Origin of the sequence: Methanolobus psychrotolerans (assembly GCF_002243045.1) — an archaeon.
Taxonomy (GTDB): Archaea; Halobacteriota; Methanosarcinia; order Methanosarcinales; family Methanosarcinaceae; genus Methanolobus; species Methanolobus psychrotolerans.
Window position 1 is genome coordinate 20,171 of the sequence record NZ_MBKP01000013.1, and the last position, 19,878, is coordinate 40,048.

A 19,878-nucleotide genomic window follows, 5' to 3' on the forward strand; every position below is an offset into this window, starting at 1 on the left:
TGCCAGGATATCTAAAAGGTTTGGAAAAAGCCCCAAACTAAAGTTTTTGGATAAATATCTGTCTTGCTTCTTCTTTCCTGATTGACAGGTGATACCCTTTTATCCTGTACTCCATGGGGTCCCCAAGTGGTGCATTTCTGATAAGTTCAATTTCAGCACCAGCAACCATTCCCATGTCAAAAAGTTTCCTTCTTGCAGAGCCTTTGACACGAACTTTTGTGATACTGGCCTTCTCACCGGGTTTTAGTGTGTCAAGTGTGGTATCCTGGATATCGAGCAAGTAATTCCCTGTCCTTTTTAATGATAGCTGTAATCAATTTTTTAATATTTAGCAATTTCGCATTAGCTAATATGTTTCTGTATACAAAACAAACCCCTGTCAACTTCAATTTTCTGCCTGTTGCACAGGGTAATTTTTACAATATCGCAAATAAGCAAAATAAAGCTATAATCTATGCTTTCTTTTTTCCATGTATGGGACAATTATCTTTCGCAGAAGGATGGCAATTAATGTATTCTCCCGTTTCATGGTAGTGATAAAAGTGGTCAAGCCAGTATGGCCACTCTTCTTTCATATTCATGAATTCTACAAATTTGGTGAGGAGTTCAAAGGTTTCAGGGGCGAGTACGTGTTCTATCTTGCAGGCATCATGGTCTGCAATTTCTTCATCAAGGCCGAGTATCTGTAAAAAGTCCCTGATGACACTATGTTTCTCCATGGTGCATTTTGCAATTCTCTCACCTTCGGGAGTAAGGGTGACACCACCATATTTCTCGTAGTTGATGAATCCCATCTGGGTGAGCTTTTTGAACATGCCGGTAACACTTGGGGAACTGAGCTCCAGCTCTCTTGACACATCCTTTACCTGGGCATAGCCTTTTCTTTCAATGATCTTCTCGATCACTTTAAGATAATCTTCAGTTCTCTCAGTCGTCATGTAAAAACTACCTTTATTTGGTTTGTCCATTATTATTTTATGGCAATATCCGGATTAGTGGATTTATTTATGCAAATCCTATATCTCATAAATTTGTATGCTACAGGTACTATTTTAAGTTTACCTATTTTTCCTACATTATATAGGTATTATAAAAAAAAGTAGATAATTGAGGATCAATACTAATTTCTAAGATACCTTTCCAGCCTGTCCATACCTTCCTTGATATTACTCATGCTATTAGCATACGAAAAGCGCAGATGTCCTTCTGCCCCATGGCCAAAATCGATTCCTGGCGTGATGGCGACTCCTATATCTTCTAGGATCTGCCTGCTCATATTAAGGGAATCTGTGCCGAACTTGCGGGCATCGGCAAGTACGTAGTAGGCGCCTTTTGGCTCGATCATGATTTCAAAACCGATATCTTTCAACCGATCTATAAGATATATGCGCCTCTGATTATAAATCTCGACCATCTTTTTTATTTGGTCCTGTGGCCCTTCGAGGGCTGCTATCCCTCCGTACTGTACAAAGGAGTTGGTCGAGATGAACAGGTTCTGCTGGACCTTTTGCAGTGTCCTTACATGTTCTTTTGGAGATATGAGGTAGCCGAGCCTCCATCCGGTCATAGCATAAAGTTTTGAGAATCCATTAAGTACGAAGGCATTTTCTGTGTACTCTAATATAGTATGGTCTTCACCTTCATAGACAAGTCCCTGATAGATCTCATCCGAGATTATGGGCACATCGCCGGCGATCTCTGCAATCCCTCTTAATGTCGCGCCGGGCAGTACCTGGCCTGTGGGATTGGAGGGTGAGTTGATTAGTATTGCCTTTGTTTTGGTGTTTATGTGTGCGGCAACCTCCTCCGGCTGGAGCATAAAGCCGTTGTCCTCGTTGGTGTATATAAAATCCGGAACTCCTCCTGTAATTGTTACAAAGTTAGGATAGCAGGCATAGTGTGGATTGGACATGATAATCTCATCCCCTGGTTCAATGAGTGCAATAAAAAGTAAAAGCATTGCAGGGCTTGTGCCGGATGTCACTATTATCTGTCCGGGGTCGATATCCACGCTAAATCTATCCCGATAGTTCTTAGCGATTGCATGCCTGAGCTCGATAAGGCCCTGGCTATGGGTGTATTTGATGTTGCCCATGCACATGGCATTTTTTGCTGCATCGCAGATGTGTGGGGCGGTGGGAAAATCAGGCTCTCCTATTTCCAGGTGGATTATACTTTTGCCCTGTTCTTCTAGCTGTTGTGCCCTTTCAAGTACTTCCATCACATAAAAAGGCGGAATATTTGCAACTTTATTAGATAACATGATACTCATCGTTAGTAAAAATTATAGTTAAGGATTGAGCCGGAACAATAAAAGATTTTTGTTCCGGGAAGACTCAGTGGTAAAAAAGTGACAAGAAAAACCAACAGTGTTTATTATAACCTCTGTCTGGTATAACCAGGTCCAATATTTTCTTGCCGTGGGTATGCCAGAGGTGCATCCTTGATGCACCATCGAAATGCCATTACCAAGGCAATTCCCTATGAAAGCAGACCAATGAGTATGCAGAATGCGCTTGGGTTAATATGCAGTATATCCTGTAACAGAAGGATACTATGGATGTAAGGAATTCCCGGATGCAGGTATCCATAGATTATTTTCCTGCACATTCATATTCCCAAACATGCTTTCCATATAGTCTGCAAACAGGTAAATAGGTAACAAGGCCCAAAGAACAATAACTACTGCACTCATTGTTATCAGGATATGGTTTTCATTGAGTCTGACATTATCATGCAAGCAATAATGGACAAATGTACATATCTCTATGGCTGAAGTGAAACAGATGTGGCAGAAAGATGTAGAGGTAATGAACGTGCAATTATCCCCTTCCAGAAAAGGTGGAAGTGAACAGGGAACTAATTATCCCTTTTTTAGAATGCATATCCCGTGAGGATCAAGCGGGACCTTTACTACTTTCCTGGAACCAAAATGCTCTACAAATACCTCATTTTCGGGATTGAGAAGATCGACCATTCTCTGGCCACTGATGTTGAGATTTCCGTCTATGGCAACATAATCATCCCGGGGTTCAGAATCAAGGTTAAGGGTTACAAGTATCTCACTGGTATCCAGTATCCTTGAATATGCAAGGGTGCTTTTCCCGGTGCATGGGAACGAAAAATCTATTCCGTCACCGGATATTTCCCTGAAATACTGTCTGCCGTAACGTAGTACAGGCTCTGTTCTTCTTATTTTGGCTACTTCTGCGATTCCTGAATAGACAGGATGCCACGGATCAAAGAAATGATGGCATGTTGTGCCAAAAGCACCCCAGCTCCCTCCAAACATACACTCCCTTATGTATGCATCATCCTCGCCGCCTCCATTGAAGCCCTGCTCGGTCCCATAATATATGCATGGAATACCCTGGCTGGTGAGCAGGTAGGCTATGGCAAGGACTGCCTGCTGCGGGAAAGCATTGCCATGCATGAAGCGTCTGTAGGGTCTTATCATCTGGTCATGGTTGTCTACAAAAGTCACAAAATATCTGCCTGCTTCTCCATGGTCTGTATAAAGGTTCCTGAATGCCTCATACCTTTCCCGAAGAGCAACCGGATTGCTGAATCCTTTGATTACATCCTCAAGCACGAAATAAAGAGGAAAATCCAGTGCGGCATCCAGGGATGGAAAACGTTCGTTTGTTCCTGGAATACGGCTGTTGCGCCCGATATAGTTCTGTATTGTGGTGTCATCGCCTACAATTTCCCCGAAGATGAAGAAATCATGCTTGCCAATTGACTTGGCGTATTCTTTTAAGGCATTACAGAATATGGCTGTAGAACTGGATTCAAGGTGTTTTACGGTGTCTACTCTAAACCCGTCAACATCTGTCATCTTTATCCAGTACTTGTAGATCTTTATAAGAGTATCAAGAACCTCTGGTTTTCTGATATCAAGCTCTTTCAGTGAAAAGAAGTCACCGTTCACCGCCTGTTCATGGTCATTCCAATCCCATATCTGCCCTCTTCTCTTGTAGCATTCCGGTTGCTGCAATTCTTTTGGCCAGACCCCATCACTATCGTTCAGAACCTTGTCAGGTTTCTTTGTCGGTCTGAATGTCCTCCATTTTCCAAACTTAAAGGGATCTGTGGCATCTTTCCAGTAGTAATAAGGGTAATCCCCAGGATAATCCCAGTTGTCACCTGTATGATTGATCACGATATCAAGGATAACATATATCTCATGACTATGGGCCTCCTTCACAAGCTCCTGAAGATCTTCCATGGTTCCAAACCTTTCGTCAACCCTCAGGAAATCCTGTATGCCATAACCATGATAACTGTCATCCATCTCCTGCCGGTTCCTGAAGACAGGACTTAGCCAGATGGCATTGGCACCCAGGCCTTTGATGTACTCAAGCCTTCTGTTCACTCCTTTTATTTTTCCTCCCTGGAACTTTTTCCCCTGGGAAATGTCAGGTTTCTGCGACTGTGCTGATGGATCATAGAGTTCAGGATCTTCTGCATTGTTGTCAAAACGGTCCACCAGCAAAAAATAGATGAACACATCCCTCCAGTCCGGAGGGGAAGGAAAAACATCATTCGTTGGTGTAAAATCTATATCTGTAATTGATCTGATATTATCTCCCATATAATCCCCAATGGATCATTCTTTTCTGACAGATATATGTTTTTGCATTGAAATAAAAGAATAAGGATTAATTATCAGAAGATTTATTATACCAATCGTATATATAAATATATATCTCTCTATATAAAAACCTATCTCAGAATCACAATCGATTCGATTCATTTTTTTGCAGTACTGAAGCCTATCAAATAATAAGGAGTACAGTGCCGCATGAGGGCTGAGAACAGTCCCGCAAAAGCAATGATAGCAAGCACCCAACGCCAGATACCTGGATCCACAAGGTCAAGTGCCAGGACAGTTATTGCTATTGATCCGAAAAGCGCCCTGAAGAGGAGGTCAAATCCTCCTACGTTCTCCTGAAGGAATAATTCTTTTATATCCATATCTTCACTCCCAATGACGAACTGAAAGATTGTTTGTTCAGTCAGCAATGAAACTTATAGACAAGACTACAGATAAATTTGCCTGTAAGGCAGCAGGATACGAGTATTTATCATCACATCAAAGCATAAACCTCATGTAATATTATTCCAGTCTATTTATGGAGTCAAACCGTGCTTCATCTGCACTTGACCCGCCGGGAGAATAGATCACATGATACAGGATTTTAAAGAAACGTTCAAGGAGGTAGTCCAGGCAGTATTGCCGTTAACGCTAACGGTGCTTCTGTTAATGCTGGTCATTGGCCTGAATTCCGATATGATCCTGTCGTTCTTCACAGGGGCTTTTATGGTGATCGCAGGTATGGTACTTTTCCTTATGGGTGTCAAGCTGGGAATGCTGCCCATCGGTGAGTCCATTGGTTCGGAACTGCCAAAACACAATTCATTGCTGTTCATTGTAGCAGTTGCTTTTGCCCTGTCTTTCATGGCAACCCTCGCAGAGCCTGATGTAAGGGTGCTAAGCACCATGATCGATTCTGTCTCAGATAATAACATATCCCGCAATACACTGATATTTTCCATAGCCATGGGTGTAGGGTTCTTTGTATCTGTTTCCATGCTCAGGATTGTCTATGGTATTCCAATAAAGTACCTGTTGACGGTGAGTTACCTGGTCGTTATAGTACTATCATTTTTCACAAACCCCGAATACCTTGCAATAGCCTATGATGCAGGTGGTGTGACCACGGGGCCCATGACAGTGCCTGTGATCCTTGCACTTGGTATAGGTACTGTGTCGGTGCTGGGGGAGAAATCTGAGCTGTCCGAAGGCTTTGGACTCATTGGTCTGGCGTCCATAGGTCCGATAATAAGTGTGATGCTGATAGGGGTGTTTTCACCTTGAGTGGTGTTGAGCATGGTCAGGGTCTTTTTTCCATCGTTTTTGAGGTATTAGAGGCTTTACTGCCTCTTGTATTGTTTTTCATTGTGTTCCAGCTATTGTATCTCAGGTTCCCTTCTTCGCAACTTATAAAACTCTTCCTTGGGATATCGATGACAGCCGCTGGAATGATATTATTCCTTTATGGGGTGTACAATGGTTTCTTTCCTGTGGGACTGGAAATCGGACGTTTTTTCGGGAAAATGGAACATAAATGGCTAATGATACCGGTAGGATTCCTTCTTGGTTTCCTGGCCACATTTGCAGAGCCTGCAGTAAGGGTATTGTGTTACCAGATTGAAAAATCATCAAGCGGTTACATAAGGTCAAAACTGATGCTTTACACTTTGTCTTTCAGTGTTGCCGTATTTGTTGCCATCGCAATGGCCAAGCTCGTCTATGGCATCCCCTTCATGTACATAATAGTTCCCGGATATCTGTTTGCCCTTGTACTGATGTGGCTGTGCGACAAGGACTTCATAGCAATTGCCTTCGATGCAGGAGGGGTGGCTACAGGTCCGATGGCTGTCACTTTCCTCATGTCAATGGCCGTGGGCGTGGCTTCATCCCTTGAGAACAGAAATCCTGTAATCGACGGTTTTGGCATGATAGCAATGATAGCTCTGGCACCAATAATCTTTGTAATGATTTTAGGCGTATATATGCGTTATATAGGAGGTAAGGATAATGTATGATGTAACTGATCTGGTCCTGATAGTGACCATAGTAAAAAAAGGCTGGGGTGACAAGGTTGTAAATGCATCCCGAAAAGCAGGTTCCAGGGGAGGAACTATTATTTACGGGCGCGGTACTGGGGTGCACGAGAATAAGAGCCTTCTTGGAATGTTGATAGAGCCGGAAAAGGAGATCGTGCTCACGTTATCGGATTCTCCAAATGCCGATAGCATCATAGAGTCCATCCGTGAAGATGTAGGTCTTGATAAACCAGGGTGCGGACTGGGATTTGTAGTTCCGCTTGAGAAAGTGTTCGGAACTGCTCATATACTATGCGAACTGCACCAGAATTGTGATCTGCACTCACTGGAAGGTAATGATCCAAACGGGGACAGTAATAAAAAATAGATTTTGTAAATAAAATTATTTTGTTACATTTATGTCCATTATTTTTGATTTCCTTTTTTTATTTCCGGCCGAAATAGAATATGCCAAGCCCTCCCCAGAATAGCATGATAATTGCTGCAAGGATGAGTATAGGTACCGGACCGAAGTAGAATATGAGGGGGACAGATGCTGCTGTAAATATACCGCCTCCTACAATTGGTTCAAAAAGCAGTTGCTTATAGCCAAATCCCTCAAGGGCCGGAGATCTGTTTCCAGGGTCAGCGATTCTCATAAGAAGGAGTCCGCTTGCTGTCATTCCCATGGACTGTCCGAAATTACCTATGCTCTTTTCGAACCAGTAAGAAGGCATCATCCTTGGTCCCAGGAACATGAACGCCACAAGGTTCCAGACAATACCCACCGTTGCAAGGATCAGGAAAGGCATCAGGTTATTCCCAATGACTGTCAGCGAGAGCGTCGCTATCGCGCTGGTTATCAGTATATCGAGCGATAAGCCTTGTATCCTCATCATGAGGTCCCTGTCAAGGGTCTGATGCGCGTCGAACCTGTCCAGGAACATCTGAAGAATGATGCCACCTATCATTGCTAAAGGAAAGAGCGGGATATGGGCCAGTAGATATATGCCTGTAGTCTGGGCCCATACGATCTCTTCTATCAGTATAAGTGCCTGAAGGATCAGATATCCTATTCCTATAGCAACTCCAACGTAGGCGAAATGGAGTGAAAGAGGTTCAATGGATTCAGGTCTTGTAGTGATCTTCCCGGCAGACTCCCGGGCATCAAAATCAATGATACCGCTCTGATATCTTTCATTGAGGGATATGTGGTCCTTATTTGTCAACACTTCTGTTTTACCTGTTCTTACACCGTAATTAAGGAGCACGATCCCCAAGACGACACCAAAAAGTATTCCCACCGTCGCAAGACCAAGTGCTAAGTCTGCTGCATCTGGAAAACCCAGCTCTTCAAAGGTAGCAGCCATGCCAGCTGCAGTACCATGTCCGCCTTCAAAAGATATCTCTATAAGGGCACCTGCCATGGGATCAATTCCAAAAAAAGGAGTCAGAATGAGAATTGTCACAAGTATCCCGAACACATACTGCCCCCATGCTATGGTCTGTCCGTGGGCTATCTGCGGCCCTGCCAGAAGCCATATTTCACGGAGACCTGGAATTTTCTTTCCAAGAAACAATGTGGCAAATATTATACTTATGAACAGTCCCGGGAGAGTCTTCCATACGTCAAGCATCTCTTCGGGAAATATTCCTCCTGAAAGGAATGTATCCTGGTAACCTGTCCACGAAGCCACATGTCCCAGAATCTCCGGGCCAAGGAACAAGGCCAGGAACCCTCCAATAAGCGAGCTTGGGATAAAGAGCTTCTGAAGTGAAGGGGACATGACTCGCATCCATTTTCCAAGGAGCAGGATAGTGCCAAGTACAAGAAAACTCATTCCGACCATAGAGACAGACATTGGATTAACTCCTATTACTACAAGAACATAATATGCAAAGGCGACAGTTTCGATTTGTCAGGAACAGTATATACCTCTTTGCCTTATTTGCGATAGCTTCGTATATTCTTAAACAGATACCAAATAAACCTATATCACAATTATACTAAATTGTCTGAGGCATACAATAATAAGATATTTATCTATTTGGTCATCTCTCTTCTTTATGGCAGAGGAACAGTGGTGTGGCATCCCTTCAGAGGATGTGTTTACTTTACTTAACAGTCATCCTGATGGTCTGAGTCAGGAAGAAGCAGAGATAAGACTTGTGCGTGATGGGTATAATGAGGTGGCTTCCAAACAGGAGCATGGATCAATATATCGTTTTCTGAAACAGTTTGCAAGTCCTCTGATATACCTGCTGCTTGCAGCTGCTGTTATCACTTTTTTCCTGGGGCTACATGTCGATACCATAGTCATTTTGTTCGTTGTGCTGGCAAATGCTATAATAGGCTTCATACAGGAAGGAAAAGCACAAAATGCTCTTGAATCCCTTTCAAAACTCCTTGTGCCTGAAGCAAGGGTTCTTAGGGGTGGAGTAAGCACCATGCTCCCAAGCAGGGAGCTTGTTGTCGGTGATGTTGTACTGCTGGAAGCGGGGGACAGGGTCCCTGCAGATATGCGCTTCTTTTATGCTAAGAACTTGAGGGCCGACGAATCTATACTGACGGGAGAGTCTGTACCTGTTGAAAAAAATATTGCCCCCATTAGCACGGGATGTGCTTCTTTTGGTGAGCAGAAGAACGTATCCTTTGCTGGGACACTGATAAACCAGGGGCAGGGCCGTGGCATCGTGGTGGCTACAGGTAATGCGACTCAGATTGGCAAGATATCCGAATTCATCAGGGAAAGTAAGGAGATATCCACTCCTCTTCTGCGTAAAATAGCACGTATGAGCGTTGTACTTTCGGTTGTTATCGTAATCATATCTGCCCTGACCTTCGCTATAGGTGTGGTGAGGGGATATGACGCCGTAGAGATATTCATGGCTTCAGTAAGCCTTGCTGTTGCAGCAATCCCGGAAGGGTTACCTGCAGTCATAACCATATCCATGGCCATCGGAGTTAACCGGATGGCTGCAAAGAATACTATTATTCGTACAGTACCTGCAGTGGAGACGCTTGGCAGTGCCACTGTCATCTGCACTGACAAGACCGGCACCCTCACAAGAAATCAGATGACTGTGACCCAGGCATATGCGGCAGGGAACTTGTATGAACTCACAGGTACAGGCTATATTCCCGAGGGTGATTTCCTGCTGGATGGAATAAAGGTTGACCCGCTGGAGGATAATGTCCTTACAGAAACCCTCCGGGCAGGTGTTTTGTGCAATGATGCTTCTTTCAAAGGAGTGGACAATATTGACGGAGACCCTACGGAAGGTGCCTTGCTCATCTCAGGCATGAAAGCCGGGAAATTCTATCTGCCCAGGAAGGATATAGTGCCCTTTGAGCCAGAAGAAAGGTTCATGGCAACCCTTCATGAGAATGAGGATGGTTCAAAGGTCATTTATGTAAAAGGCTCTCCGGAAAAGATAATGAGCATGTGTGTTTCCCAGTTCGACGGACAGAGTACAGGTCCGGTGGATGTGGAAGGTATTACACGTGCCGCTGAGCAGATGGCCTCAGGTGCTTTGCGAGTGTTAGGTATGGCTTACAGGAATGTACCTGTGGATGTGGAAAGAATAGAAGCTCCGGATATAAAGGACCTTGTATTTGTTGGTTTGCAAGGTATGATGGATCCGCCTAGGGAAGGGGTGATGGAGGCCATTGGAAAATGCAAGACGGCAGGAATCCGGGTCATAATGATCACAGGGGACCACCTGAAAACAGCTTATGCCATAGCCACGAAGATAGGCATTGAAACAGAAGGTGCACTTTCAGGGAAGGATATTGAAGAAATGTCAGATGGGCACCTTAAAGAGCGCCTGGAATTGACCTCGGTGTTCGCAAGGACATCTCCGGAGGACAAGCTGAGGGTTGTAAAACTCCTCCAGGAGATGGGAGAAGTGGTTGCAGTTACCGGGGACGGTATCAATGATGCACCTGCCCTGAAAACGGCCGATATAGGTATATCCATGGGTATTACAGGTACTGAGGTTGCAAAGGAGGCTTCCGATATGGTGCTGGCGGATGATAACTTCTCTTCCATCGTAGCGGCCATTGAGGAAGGCAGGGATGTCTACAGCAAGATACAGAAGATTCTGCTCTGGACACTGCCTACTAACGGAGGACAGGCTCTATCTATAGTGCTTGCGGTACTTTTAGGCATCACACTGCCTCTGGTGACCCTGCAGATATTGTGGCTTAACACTGTCACAGCCATTGGATTGGGAGTTCCTATTACTATGGAGCCAAAGGAAAGGGGTATTTTGAAAAGATCACCCAGACCCCCGAAGGAGCCAATACTCATTCCGCTCATTAAGAGAAGGGTTATATTCGTCTCACTGCTTATCGTTGCAGGCGCATACATCAACTTCTTCATGAAACTCGAAAACGGAGGTAGTCTGGATGCTGCACGCACTATCGCACTGAACACCATAGTATTCTTCCAGATATTCTATCTCTTCAACTCTAAGTCCATGTATGAATATGTGTTCAGGGACCTGCTGTCAAACAGGATAATGCTATTGGGTATAGCTATTGTGATCTTGCTCCAGATGATCATCACCTATGTACCCGCCATAAACTCCATCTTTTCCACTGCTCCCATACATGCAGCGGACTGGCTGATGATAGTACTCGTTTCCAGTTCAGTGTTCTTCCTGATAGAGTTTGAGAAATACATGTATAAGAAGGGGTGGTTGTCTTAATATGGATTCGTAATGGAATAGATATGGATTATACCTATAGATACGGATTTGACATGAATGTGGAAAGAAATACCAGAACTTCTTGGGTATCTCTCTATGAAATGTTTTTGCGTTGATGCACAAAAGAATTAAGGTTCAAGCTATGTAATCGGTGTTAATCAGTGTCTGGGAAATAACTGACGCAACGCAGGCGATACCGCTCTGATTACATGGTGCATAAAAAAGAAGAAGTACATCTGCCGGGTGTATATAACGATAGTTTATACACCTAAAACACATATTAAAGAGTATATAACTCGCAATGTGGACGACGTACACTCTTTTGATACTGGTTTTTTAAAGGCAATGGAAAGGTTGGATGAACTCGACACCTCAGATGAGAACAAGGCCACCGTTAAGAAGTTCATCAAAAGCTGCAGGCGGGATGGCTTGGCAAAAAGTACCCTTACTCACTATACCAACCAGCTGAAGAGAATGATTCAAAGACTTCCGGAAAGTGGTTTTGAGGGCACAATTGACAAGCTCGACGAGGATGCTTTCTATGACTTCATCATCTACTTGGAAGATGAAGCGAAGTTATCACACAATGAGATACGGAATTACAAGAAGGTCGTGAGGAAGCTCTACAGGCACATCCATGGAGATGATGTTCCCGGTGGGTAGAGAAGATGAGGTTGGGGACTGTAGAAACGTATGTGCAGCCCCAGGACCTGCCTGAAAAGGATATGATAGACAAGATGATCAAGGTCTGCACAAATGCTCGTAACAGGGCCCTTGTGGCAACCTTCTATGACGGTGGGTTCCTTCCGGGGGCCCTGATCTCATGTAGGGTTGGGAATGTCGAGTCAAACGATTATGGATCAATCGTATATCTCTCAAAAACATCGAGATCAAAGAAGACCACTCCAGCAAAAGGCATTCCTCTTACATGGTCTTCGGGTTACCTGCAGTAATGGTTGGCTGTGCACCCTCTCCGAGACGACCCAGAAGCACCTCTGTGGGTTACTCTAGACAAAAACCACACAGCAATGAGATTATAAGACGTTCTGCGTAACCATCCAGAAGATAGCAAAGGACGCAGGTATCAAGGATTTCTATCCTTACCTGTTGCGGCACAAGGCAATAACCGACTGGATTCTGCAGGGGTTCAATGAGCAGATAATTAACTATCATGCGGGATGGTCCAAGGGTAGCACACAGATGTACAAGGTCTACGGCAATTTCACGGACTAGGAAATGAATGATGTGGTCTATGAGAAGTATGGCCTCAAGAAGGATGACAAGAAGCAGGTCACATTGAGCAATTGCCCGCGATGCCACAACATCCTCCGGCCCGAGGACAAGTTCTGTTCGCAGTGTTCTCTTGTACTGGATAGGCAGGCACTTGATGATATTGGGAAATTTGAAGCCAAGATTCCGGAGATATTGCAGCTGGTGATGAAGTCAGAAGAAGCTAGAAGGTTATTGAGCAAAATGGAGACAGATTAGCTTTTTGTATCAATGTTTTAAAGTGGCTATTTATCATTGTTTTAACTGTAGTCTTGTGGTCCGTGCATAAACAGATCCAAAGATTCAGTGCTCTTTCCATTCCACATAGAATAAAGAGAAAAGAGGATGGAAGGTTAAAATGGCAAACTATCGTTAGTAGATGATTGGATGGCTATCGGAACTCACGGGAATATCAGCGTGAACGAGTTAAAAAATATGATAATGATATATGGTGACTAACCTAAAGGCAATGTATGAAAACATATTTCAAAATAGTCACAGGCATTCTGACAATGCTGATATTGCTGTATATAATCCTCCTTTTCCTTTTCATGAGGTACAAATAATGTGCGGGCTCTTGCAAAGTGTATGGAAAACATGTAGATAGAGACTTATAGAATAATAGAATAAGAGATAGTAGATATTGATGAAGACCTAAGAGGTAGTGTGTATGAAGAATTTACAAACTGACACATTTTCCGCGCCCACAAAGCTTCTATTCGTTATAGTTGCCGTGGTACTTCTGACAATTGGAATGCGGGAGATCGCATCAATATTGATTCCCATCCTGTTCTCACTCTTTGCAACACTCATATTTGCTCCTTTGATATACAAGCTCCAGAAAAGAGGAGTACATCCTGTGATCAGTATCGCCCTTGTCATCCTGCTGTTCCTGGTGATTGTTGTGGTTGTCAGCATCTTTACAGTCAGTGTTATACTGCAGTTCAATGAACTGACCCCTGCTTACCAGAGCAACCTGGAAGAAAGAGTTGACAGCCTTATGGAATATATTCCATACATAGAGAATCTTGATATCTCCCTGGGGTCTATCGCCCGCGATGTGGGAGTTTTCCTGCTGGCTTCTCTGGCATCGATATTTTCAGGAACTGTGAGTGCTGCAACAACAGTCGGTCTCATCATAATCACAACTGCGTTTCTGTTGTTAGACGCGGTAGGAATTTCGAAGAAGGTCCAAAGAGAAACCGAAGAGCGTTTTACACTTGCAGTAAACATCAAGAATTTAGGCGGCCAGGTAATGGACTATGCGGTGATACGTACAAAAACCAATCTTGTGATGGGCATTGGAACTACTATTATTCTACTCATCGCGGATATTGAATTTGCCTTCCTTTGGGGTTTTTTGGCATTCCTGCTAGGCTATATCCCATATATCGGCCTGGCACTAGCCGTTATCCCTCCGGCGATCCTTGCGCTGCTGCAGTACAGCCCCTTGGGTGCCCTGGCTATTGTAGTGGCCGTATTGATCGTAAACGGTCTTTCTGATATCCTCCTGTTCCCCTCACTTGCAGGGAAAGGACTGGAAATATCGCCATCTGTCGTATTCCTGTCCCTTATATACTGGGGTTTCGTATTAGGGCCTGCAGGAGCACTCATCAGCACCCCCCTTACAATGGTGGTGCGAACCGTCTTGGGAAGTTTTGAAGACACACACTGGATAGCTGAGCTTATGGGAGAGAGCAAAAGCAAATGAGGATGCCTATCTTAATGGCATCTATCTGCACGGAACAAAAGATTTTGTCTCCAAATCATCCAGGGAAATATTAACGAGACTTGAATTTTTATCGAATTCCATATGACATAAATCTTTGCTAAGAACCCATAGGAAAATACCGTAAAAAAGTTGTTGCGCACGACTTATTGAGTACATCTGGATATTCATATTCCAAGAACATGCGAATATCACTCATGAACAAATCATGGAAACCATTCTTATACAATTCCCTTAGATAAGGGATCATTGTCGTAAAAATCCCGTCAATCCCTGAAAAATATCATATGCGCGTGTCCTCCCTATGATCGAGAACTAATTTTCGTTGTCAAAAACTATTACCAACATTCTCTCCATTGTTTGTTCTCCCCCTTGTGCACTATATTCACTGGATCATTCGCTCCAGTGGTATCTATGCGACATAGCTTTTTTTGATAAATGAAACTTTGGGAGTCCTATCAATAAAAACTTTGCGAAACATTCAGGCTATCTACAGAGCCTTAATGAGCCTATTTCATAACCTCTCTGAACCCATTTTCAAGGTAATGTGATATGATGAGTTATACCCTACTTTTGCTCTACCTATGGATCGAAAAACGATAGTATCCTCTTTTTTAGTGCTAGAAAATAAGAAAAAAAATCACTATCTATTAATGACGGTGTATAAAAAATTTACTAGTACATCAGCCGGGATTCGAACCCGGGTTCGAGCGTTGGCAACGCCCGGTGATGACCGCTACACTACTGATGTTCTTTGCTTAGGTGCCCAGACCCGGATTTGAACCGGGGACAACTGCCTCTTCAGGGCAGCGCTCTCCCAAACTGAGCTACCTGGGCATAATGACCCGAAGCACCTAATTGTTGCTTTTAGATTTAAATTTATCTGCCAGCCAACTGTTTATGGTGGGCCCGGGGAGATTCGAACACCCGACCTCCGCCATGTCAAGGCGACGTCATGACCAGCTAGACCACGAGCCCATTAACAGTTAGCAAATGCCTGTAAACACCTTACTGCTTAACAGCACTTGAGTACTATTAACGCAAGCCTTGGCGCTTATCAGCACCCCACATAATGCATAATGGTTGATAAATCTTTTGGGTAAACAGGTATACAATATCATTTACCATATAAAGAGCATTTACGATGATGTTCATCAGGGAACATTTCTTTTATTGCATGTCCTTCATCGCAAACGGGCAATGTGGGTTGCGTTTCATTTTGATCTATCGAATATCACATACAGTGTATCATAATACACTATGCATATCATCATTTATCAACAATGTCCAGCAAGTACTTGATAATCGTTATTGCCAGAATACTGTCCATAACGCCCCGGCAGCACATCCCTAACATCTGCATTGAGTCATGTCCTGACAGAGGATTTCGGGCAAGTACACAGGCATCATTGACAATGTAGCGGGTAACACACGTATCCGGACAATCAATGACAATACCATAATCCTAATCCTAATGGTCTTGGATATATTCTTTAATCTCAGGGGTACCTGTTCATTGCAGGCCTTAACCCTCACACAGTTCACTATTTTCTGCATGTGATCACTGTTTCTTTAAAGATTCATACAGAACTTTAAATGGAGCCGTAAAATGCATTTATGTCTCATTAGTTGTAGAAAGTATCAGGTGTTTCGCTCGCATCCAAAATAGTTCGTGAGGATCCATCGGGGTACACAATTGTTAAAATATCTACAGTATCCCCCAGTTCATGGGAATCATGAAGATAGTATTCATCATTCTTACGTGATACATCCTTTACAAAAACAACTGCATTATCCTTTCCAATATCAAGAACCTCCATGTCATCAAAATCCCAGAAGAGATCACCAATTGCAGGTTCCAGGTTGTAGGCCCCCATTAAAAATATATACATACTTGAAAACATATCCAGACTGTATGACATAGAAATCACGGCATCTGTTCCTTGAAATTTAATGGAAACCTGATTAAAGTGAATATATTCCTCACCATTTGAAATGATATTGCTACTGGTTGGGAAAGATGACAGAGAGATAATCAACGCAAAGACTAGAAAAACTGCCAACCTCATTTATATCCTACCCTGAAATATCATACTCTGAATGAAGAAATGCATAGATTCTTATATTGAGATGTCACTTTGTTCATATTAACTTTACTCACAAGTTAAATTTAATAAATTTGAGTTACATAATTATAAAAACCGTTAAGTATATATTTTGTACGCACAACTGTGAACAAACCGCAAACCTTGTGAGAAGACTATGGAAAAAGAGATTACTACTTCTAGCGAAGAGATTGAACTATACGAGGACAATTTCGAAACCACGGACTCCATAGATGTTCCCGAGCTTTTGATAGATCAGATTATCGGACAGGAACATGCAGTGGAGGTGGTTAAAAAAGCAGCGAGCCAGAGACGGCATGTCATGATGATAGGCAGCCCAGGTACAGGTAAATCCTTACTTGCAAAAGCAATGGCTGAACTTCTTCCAAAAGAAGAGTTGCAGGATATAATGGCATATCCTAACCCGGAGGATAATAATAATCCCAAAATACGTTCAGTGCCAGCCGGAAAAGGCAGGGAGATCGTCATGGCGCATAAACTGGAAGCTCAGAAAAAAGTCCAGTCGCGCAACATGCTGATGATGATACTGATATTCGGTATCATTATCTATTCATTCTACGTAAATGAGCTCTTATGGGGGATCATAGCTGCGATCATGATATTGCTCCTGACACGCCAGTTCATGCCTAAAGAAGAAATGATGATTCCAAAGCTTATAGTTTCAAACTATCAGAAGGAGCACGCACCTTTTCTGGATGCAACAGGTACCCATGCAGGTGCGCTTCTTGGTGACGTAAGGCATGACCCGTTCCAGTCAGGAGGACTTGAAACTCCGGCACATGACAGGGTTGAGAGCGGTGACATTCACAAATCGCACAAAGGCGTACTCTTTATAGATGAGATCAACACCTTGAACCTTGAATCTCAGCAGAGTATGTTAACAGCACTTCAGGAAAAGGAGTACCCCATCACCGGCCAGTCAGAAAGGAGTTCCGGTGCACTTGTGAAGACAGAACCTGTACCTTGCGATTTCATCATGGTAGCTGCAGGTAACCTTGATGCGATGGAAAAGATGCATCCGGCACTCAGGTCGCGTATAAAGGGTTACGGATATGAGCTGTTCATGAGAGATTCCATGGAGGACACACCTGAGAATCGTAAGAGCCTGGTTAGATTCGTAGCACAGGAAGTTCTCAGAGATGGGCACCTTCCACCGTTTGACAAGGAAGCTGTGGATGAGGTCATCCGTGAAGCCCAGAGAAGAGCAGGACGAAAAGGACACCTCACACTGAAACTTCGTGACCTTGGAGGGCTTGTTAGGGTTGCAGGCGACATTGCACACTCAGAAGATGCTGCGGTCACAACTGCAAAACACGTGCTTGCAGCAAAGAAGATGGCAAGGTCCATAGAACAGCAACTTGCTGACAGTTACCTTGAACGCAAGAACGATTACCAGCTTTTCAAGAAAACAGGTAGTGCTGTTGGAAGAGTTAACGGTCTTGCAGTAATGGGAGGAGATTCAGGTATCGTTCTGCCTATAATGGCAGGAGTGACGCCATCACTTTCCAACTCAGAAGGAAAAGTAATTGCCACAGGGATGCTAAAGGATATAGCAAAGGAAGCTGTGCAGAATGTCTCTGCCGTTATCAAGAACATAACAGGTAACGACATCACAAATCATGATATCCACATCCAGTTCATAGGTACATACGAAGGTGTGGAAGGGGACAGTGCATCCATATCCATAGCAACCGCTGTAATATCAGCCCTTGAGAACATTCCTATCGACCAGTCCGTAGCCATGACAGGTTCATTGTCTGTCAGAGGGGATGTACTTCCAATAGGAGGTGCAACCTATAAGATCGAAGCTGCAGCCAGGGCCGGCATCAAGAAAGTCATTATCCCAAAATCAAATGAGGATGATGTGCTAATCGAAGAAGCATATAGGGATAAGATCGAGATCGTTCCGGTAACTAATATTATTGAAGTCATCGAACACAGTCTGGTTGGTCCGGATAAAAACAGGATCGTTGAGAAGCTCAAGAGCCTGAGCAGTTTCAAAATGAGTTCCGAACTGCCGGAGATAGTCCCTGTATAAATCGGGGACTCTCATTTATTTAAACTTTTATTTTATTAATACTGGGAGGAGCAAAATTATGCATAGTGTAGACTTTTTTGATACAAGGATCATAGAGGGGACTACTACTTCCGTTGTCCTCGATAATGGCAAGATAGAGCAGATATCGGTCAATTTTACAAAAGGAGCTGCTGTACGTGCGTTAAAAAGGGGTTCCTGGGGATTCACTTCCGCAGATGGGGATTTCGATATTGAAAAAGCAATAAGGGCCGCTACAGAACTTGCCATAAGCATGGATGAGAAATCACCTAAAGACAAAGTTAGGATGAAGGAAATAGCAAAACCTGTTGTCACGAACCTCCCAAAAGTAAAAAAGAACCCACTTGATATATCTCTTGAAGAGAAGGTCCAAAACCTGATTGAATTCGGCAAACATGCCAAAATGGACAGCATCAGCAGTACAAGTGCAGTATACAGTGAGTCAGCTTATAAAATACAGTATACAGACTCCACGGGCATAGAAGGGGAATATGAAGTCGTACGCACTGGTTTTGCCATAAGTGCCGTAGCATCAAGGAATGGTATCTACCAGGCAGGCAGAGAAAGTCGTTTTGGTGTTACGGGCTACGAAATATTCGATACATATAATGCATCCGAACTTGCAGAGGCTGCCGCAAAAAGCGCATTGCAACTCCTCGATGCAAAACCTGCCAAAGGTGGAAATATGCCTGTGATCCTTGACCAGGAACTTGCTGGTGTTTTTGCCCATGAGGCAGTAGGTCATGCATCAGAAGCTGACCTTGTACTTGAAGGAAGTTCGGTCCTAGAGAATCGCATTGGAGAATGCATAGCATCTCCTCTGGTCACAATTGTTGATGACCCCACACTTCATGAATATGGATATTTCCCTTTTGATGACGAAGGCTCACAGTCAGAGAAAACAACCCTCATAGAAAATGGTATACTTAAGTCATATCTGCATTCTAGGGAAACTGCCGCAAAACTTGGAGGAACGCCAGGACATTGTCGAGCACAGGGTCATTCCAGACCCATCGTACGTATGAGCAATACCTACATAGATAACGGGAATTCCAGGTTTGAGGAAATGCTTGAGGAAATAGGTAACGGAATGTATTTGATAGGTTCACGGGGTGGACAGGTAAATACCGGTGAAGGTGTTTTCCAGTTCAATGCTGAAAAAGGATATCTCATTGAAGATGGAAAACTAACAACACTCATTAGGGATGTTTCACTTTCCGGCAAGATCCTTGAAATACTGAATAACGTGAAAATGGTCGGTAATGACCTGAAAATGAATTCAGGAAGATGTGGGAAAGGTGGTCAGCTTGTGCCTGTTACAGACGGTTCCCCACACCTGATGATATCCCAAGCCATGGTCGGAGGTGTATAAT

Annotated in this window: 17 protein-coding genes, 3 tRNA genes and 1 pseudogene; 10 read left to right on the top strand and 11 right to left on the bottom strand. The window is 43.6% G+C overall.

Features of this window, described 5'->3' with window-relative positions; translation table 11 throughout:
* Positions 1-37: 37 nt before the first annotated feature.
* The 3 genes from BB781_RS06410 to BB781_RS06420 form a co-directional block, all read right to left on the bottom strand.
* Positions 38-280 (bottom strand): FeoA family protein, encoded by a 243-nt coding sequence (locus tag BB781_RS06410; protein ID WP_242492562.1) that lies wholly within the window; start codon positions 278-280, stop codon positions 38-40.
* A 172-nt stretch (positions 281-452) separates the two neighbouring features.
* Positions 453-938 carry a metal-dependent transcriptional regulator gene (locus BB781_RS06415; protein WP_094227680.1) on the bottom strand — a complete coding sequence of 162 codons (486 nt, stop codon included), beginning with the start codon at positions 936-938 and terminating at the stop codon, positions 453-455.
* A 182-nt stretch (positions 939-1,120) separates the two neighbouring features.
* A complete protein-coding gene (locus BB781_RS06420) occupies positions 1,121-2,263 on the bottom strand; it encodes a pyridoxal phosphate-dependent aminotransferase (protein ID WP_094227681.1) in 1,143 nt (380 codons plus the stop codon).
* 414 nt (positions 2,264-2,677) lie between these two features.
* Here BB781_RS06420 and BB781_RS16435 point away from each other — a divergent pair.
* Positions 2,678-2,776, top strand: a pseudogene (locus tag BB781_RS16435) (hypothetical protein); the annotation flags it as partial.
* Between the two features lie 87 nt (positions 2,777-2,863).
* Here the strand turns inward: BB781_RS16435 and BB781_RS06430 are convergent.
* Both BB781_RS06430 and BB781_RS06435 read right to left on the bottom strand, forming a co-directional pair.
* Entirely contained in the window at positions 2,864-4,594 is a 1,731-nt protein-coding gene (locus BB781_RS06430) for an alpha-amylase family glycosyl hydrolase (protein ID WP_094227683.1), read from the bottom strand.
* 158 nt (positions 4,595-4,752) lie between these two features.
* The gene (locus tag BB781_RS06435; protein ID WP_094227684.1) at positions 4,753-4,977 is read right to left on the bottom strand and encodes a YgaP family membrane protein; all 225 of its coding nucleotides are present in this window, start codon (positions 4,975-4,977) and stop codon (positions 4,753-4,755) included.
* A gap of 211 nt (positions 4,978-5,188) precedes the next feature.
* Here BB781_RS06435 and BB781_RS06440 point away from each other — a divergent pair, with 211 nt between their 5' ends.
* From BB781_RS06440 to BB781_RS06450, 3 genes are read left to right on the top strand one after another with little or no spacing between them, the layout of a single operon-like run.
* Positions 5,189-5,881: a DUF1538 domain-containing protein gene (locus BB781_RS06440; RefSeq protein WP_094227685.1), complete on the top strand. Its 693-nt coding sequence runs from the start codon at positions 5,189-5,191 to the stop codon at positions 5,879-5,881.
* Entirely contained in the window at positions 5,878-6,612 is a 735-nt protein-coding gene (locus BB781_RS06445) for a DUF1538 domain-containing protein (RefSeq protein WP_094227686.1), read from the top strand. Before BB781_RS06440 ends, BB781_RS06445 begins: the two co-directional genes overlap by 4 nt.
* Positions 6,605-7,000, top strand: a complete 396-nt coding sequence (locus BB781_RS06450; RefSeq protein WP_094227687.1) for a P-II family nitrogen regulator — start codon at positions 6,605-6,607, stop codon at positions 6,998-7,000. The genes BB781_RS06445 and BB781_RS06450 overlap by 8 nt, the downstream gene beginning before the upstream one ends.
* A gap of 58 nt (positions 7,001-7,058) precedes the next feature.
* Here BB781_RS06450 and BB781_RS06455 read toward each other — a convergent pair whose 3' ends face one another.
* Positions 7,059-8,474, bottom strand: a complete 1,416-nt coding sequence (locus BB781_RS06455; RefSeq protein WP_094227688.1) for a sodium/glutamate symporter — start codon at positions 8,472-8,474, stop codon at positions 7,059-7,061.
* A gap of 205 nt (positions 8,475-8,679) precedes the next feature.
* Here BB781_RS06455 and BB781_RS06460 point away from each other — a divergent pair, with 205 nt between their 5' ends.
* The 3 genes from BB781_RS06460 to BB781_RS16085 all read left to right on the top strand — a co-directional run bounded on the left by BB781_RS06460 (position 8,680) and on the right by BB781_RS16085 (position 12,278).
* Positions 8,680-11,325 carry a cation-translocating P-type ATPase gene (locus BB781_RS06460; RefSeq protein WP_094227689.1) on the top strand — a complete coding sequence of 882 codons (2,646 nt, stop codon included), beginning with the start codon at positions 8,680-8,682 and terminating at the stop codon, positions 11,323-11,325.
* Between the two features lie 303 nt (positions 11,326-11,628).
* Complete coding sequence (locus tag BB781_RS16080; RefSeq protein ID WP_242492563.1) at positions 11,629-11,988, top strand: phage integrase N-terminal SAM-like domain-containing protein; 360 nt, start codon at positions 11,629-11,631, stop codon at positions 11,986-11,988.
* A gap of 5 nt (positions 11,989-11,993) precedes the next feature.
* Complete coding sequence (locus BB781_RS16085; protein WP_242492564.1) at positions 11,994-12,278, top strand: hypothetical protein; 285 nt, start codon at positions 11,994-11,996, stop codon at positions 12,276-12,278.
* Positions 12,279-12,327: 49 nt separating this feature from the next.
* Here the strand turns inward: BB781_RS16085 and BB781_RS16090 are convergent, their stop codons facing one another.
* Positions 12,328-12,645, bottom strand: coding sequence for a hypothetical protein (locus BB781_RS16090; RefSeq protein ID WP_242492565.1), 318 nt, complete (start codon positions 12,643-12,645; stop codon positions 12,328-12,330).
* Positions 12,646-13,264: 619 nt separating this feature from the next.
* Here BB781_RS16090 and BB781_RS06470 point away from each other — a divergent pair.
* Complete coding sequence (locus BB781_RS06470) at positions 13,265-14,305, top strand: AI-2E family transporter (RefSeq protein ID WP_094227690.1); 1,041 nt, start codon at positions 13,265-13,267, stop codon at positions 14,303-14,305.
* Between the two features lie 697 nt (positions 14,306-15,002).
* Here BB781_RS06470 and BB781_RS06475 read toward each other — a convergent pair.
* The 4 genes from BB781_RS06475 to BB781_RS15315 form a co-directional block, all read right to left on the bottom strand.
* A tRNA-Gly gene (locus tag BB781_RS06475) sits at positions 15,003-15,074 on the bottom strand.
* Between the two features lie 12 nt (positions 15,075-15,086).
* Positions 15,087-15,160, bottom strand: a tRNA-Phe gene (locus BB781_RS06480).
* 64 nt (positions 15,161-15,224) lie between these two features.
* A tRNA-Val gene (locus BB781_RS06485) sits at positions 15,225-15,301 on the bottom strand.
* A 647-nt stretch (positions 15,302-15,948) separates the two neighbouring features.
* Positions 15,949-16,200 carry a hypothetical protein gene (locus BB781_RS15315; RefSeq protein WP_129582648.1) on the bottom strand — a complete coding sequence of 84 codons (252 nt, stop codon included), beginning with the start codon at positions 16,198-16,200 and terminating at the stop codon, positions 15,949-15,951.
* A gap of 385 nt (positions 16,201-16,585) precedes the next feature.
* On the opposite strand from BB781_RS15315, the gene lonB reads away from it, so the two are divergent.
* On the top strand, positions 16,586-18,487 hold the full coding sequence (gene lonB / locus BB781_RS06495) for an ATP-dependent protease LonB (protein WP_094227692.1): 1,902 nt from the start codon (positions 16,586-16,588) through the stop codon (positions 18,485-18,487).
* 58 nt (positions 18,488-18,545) lie between these two features.
* Positions 18,546-19,877: a TldD/PmbA family protein gene (locus BB781_RS06500; RefSeq protein ID WP_094227693.1), complete on the top strand. Its 1,332-nt coding sequence runs from the start codon at positions 18,546-18,548 to the stop codon at positions 19,875-19,877.
* Position 19,878 lies beyond the last annotated feature (1 nt).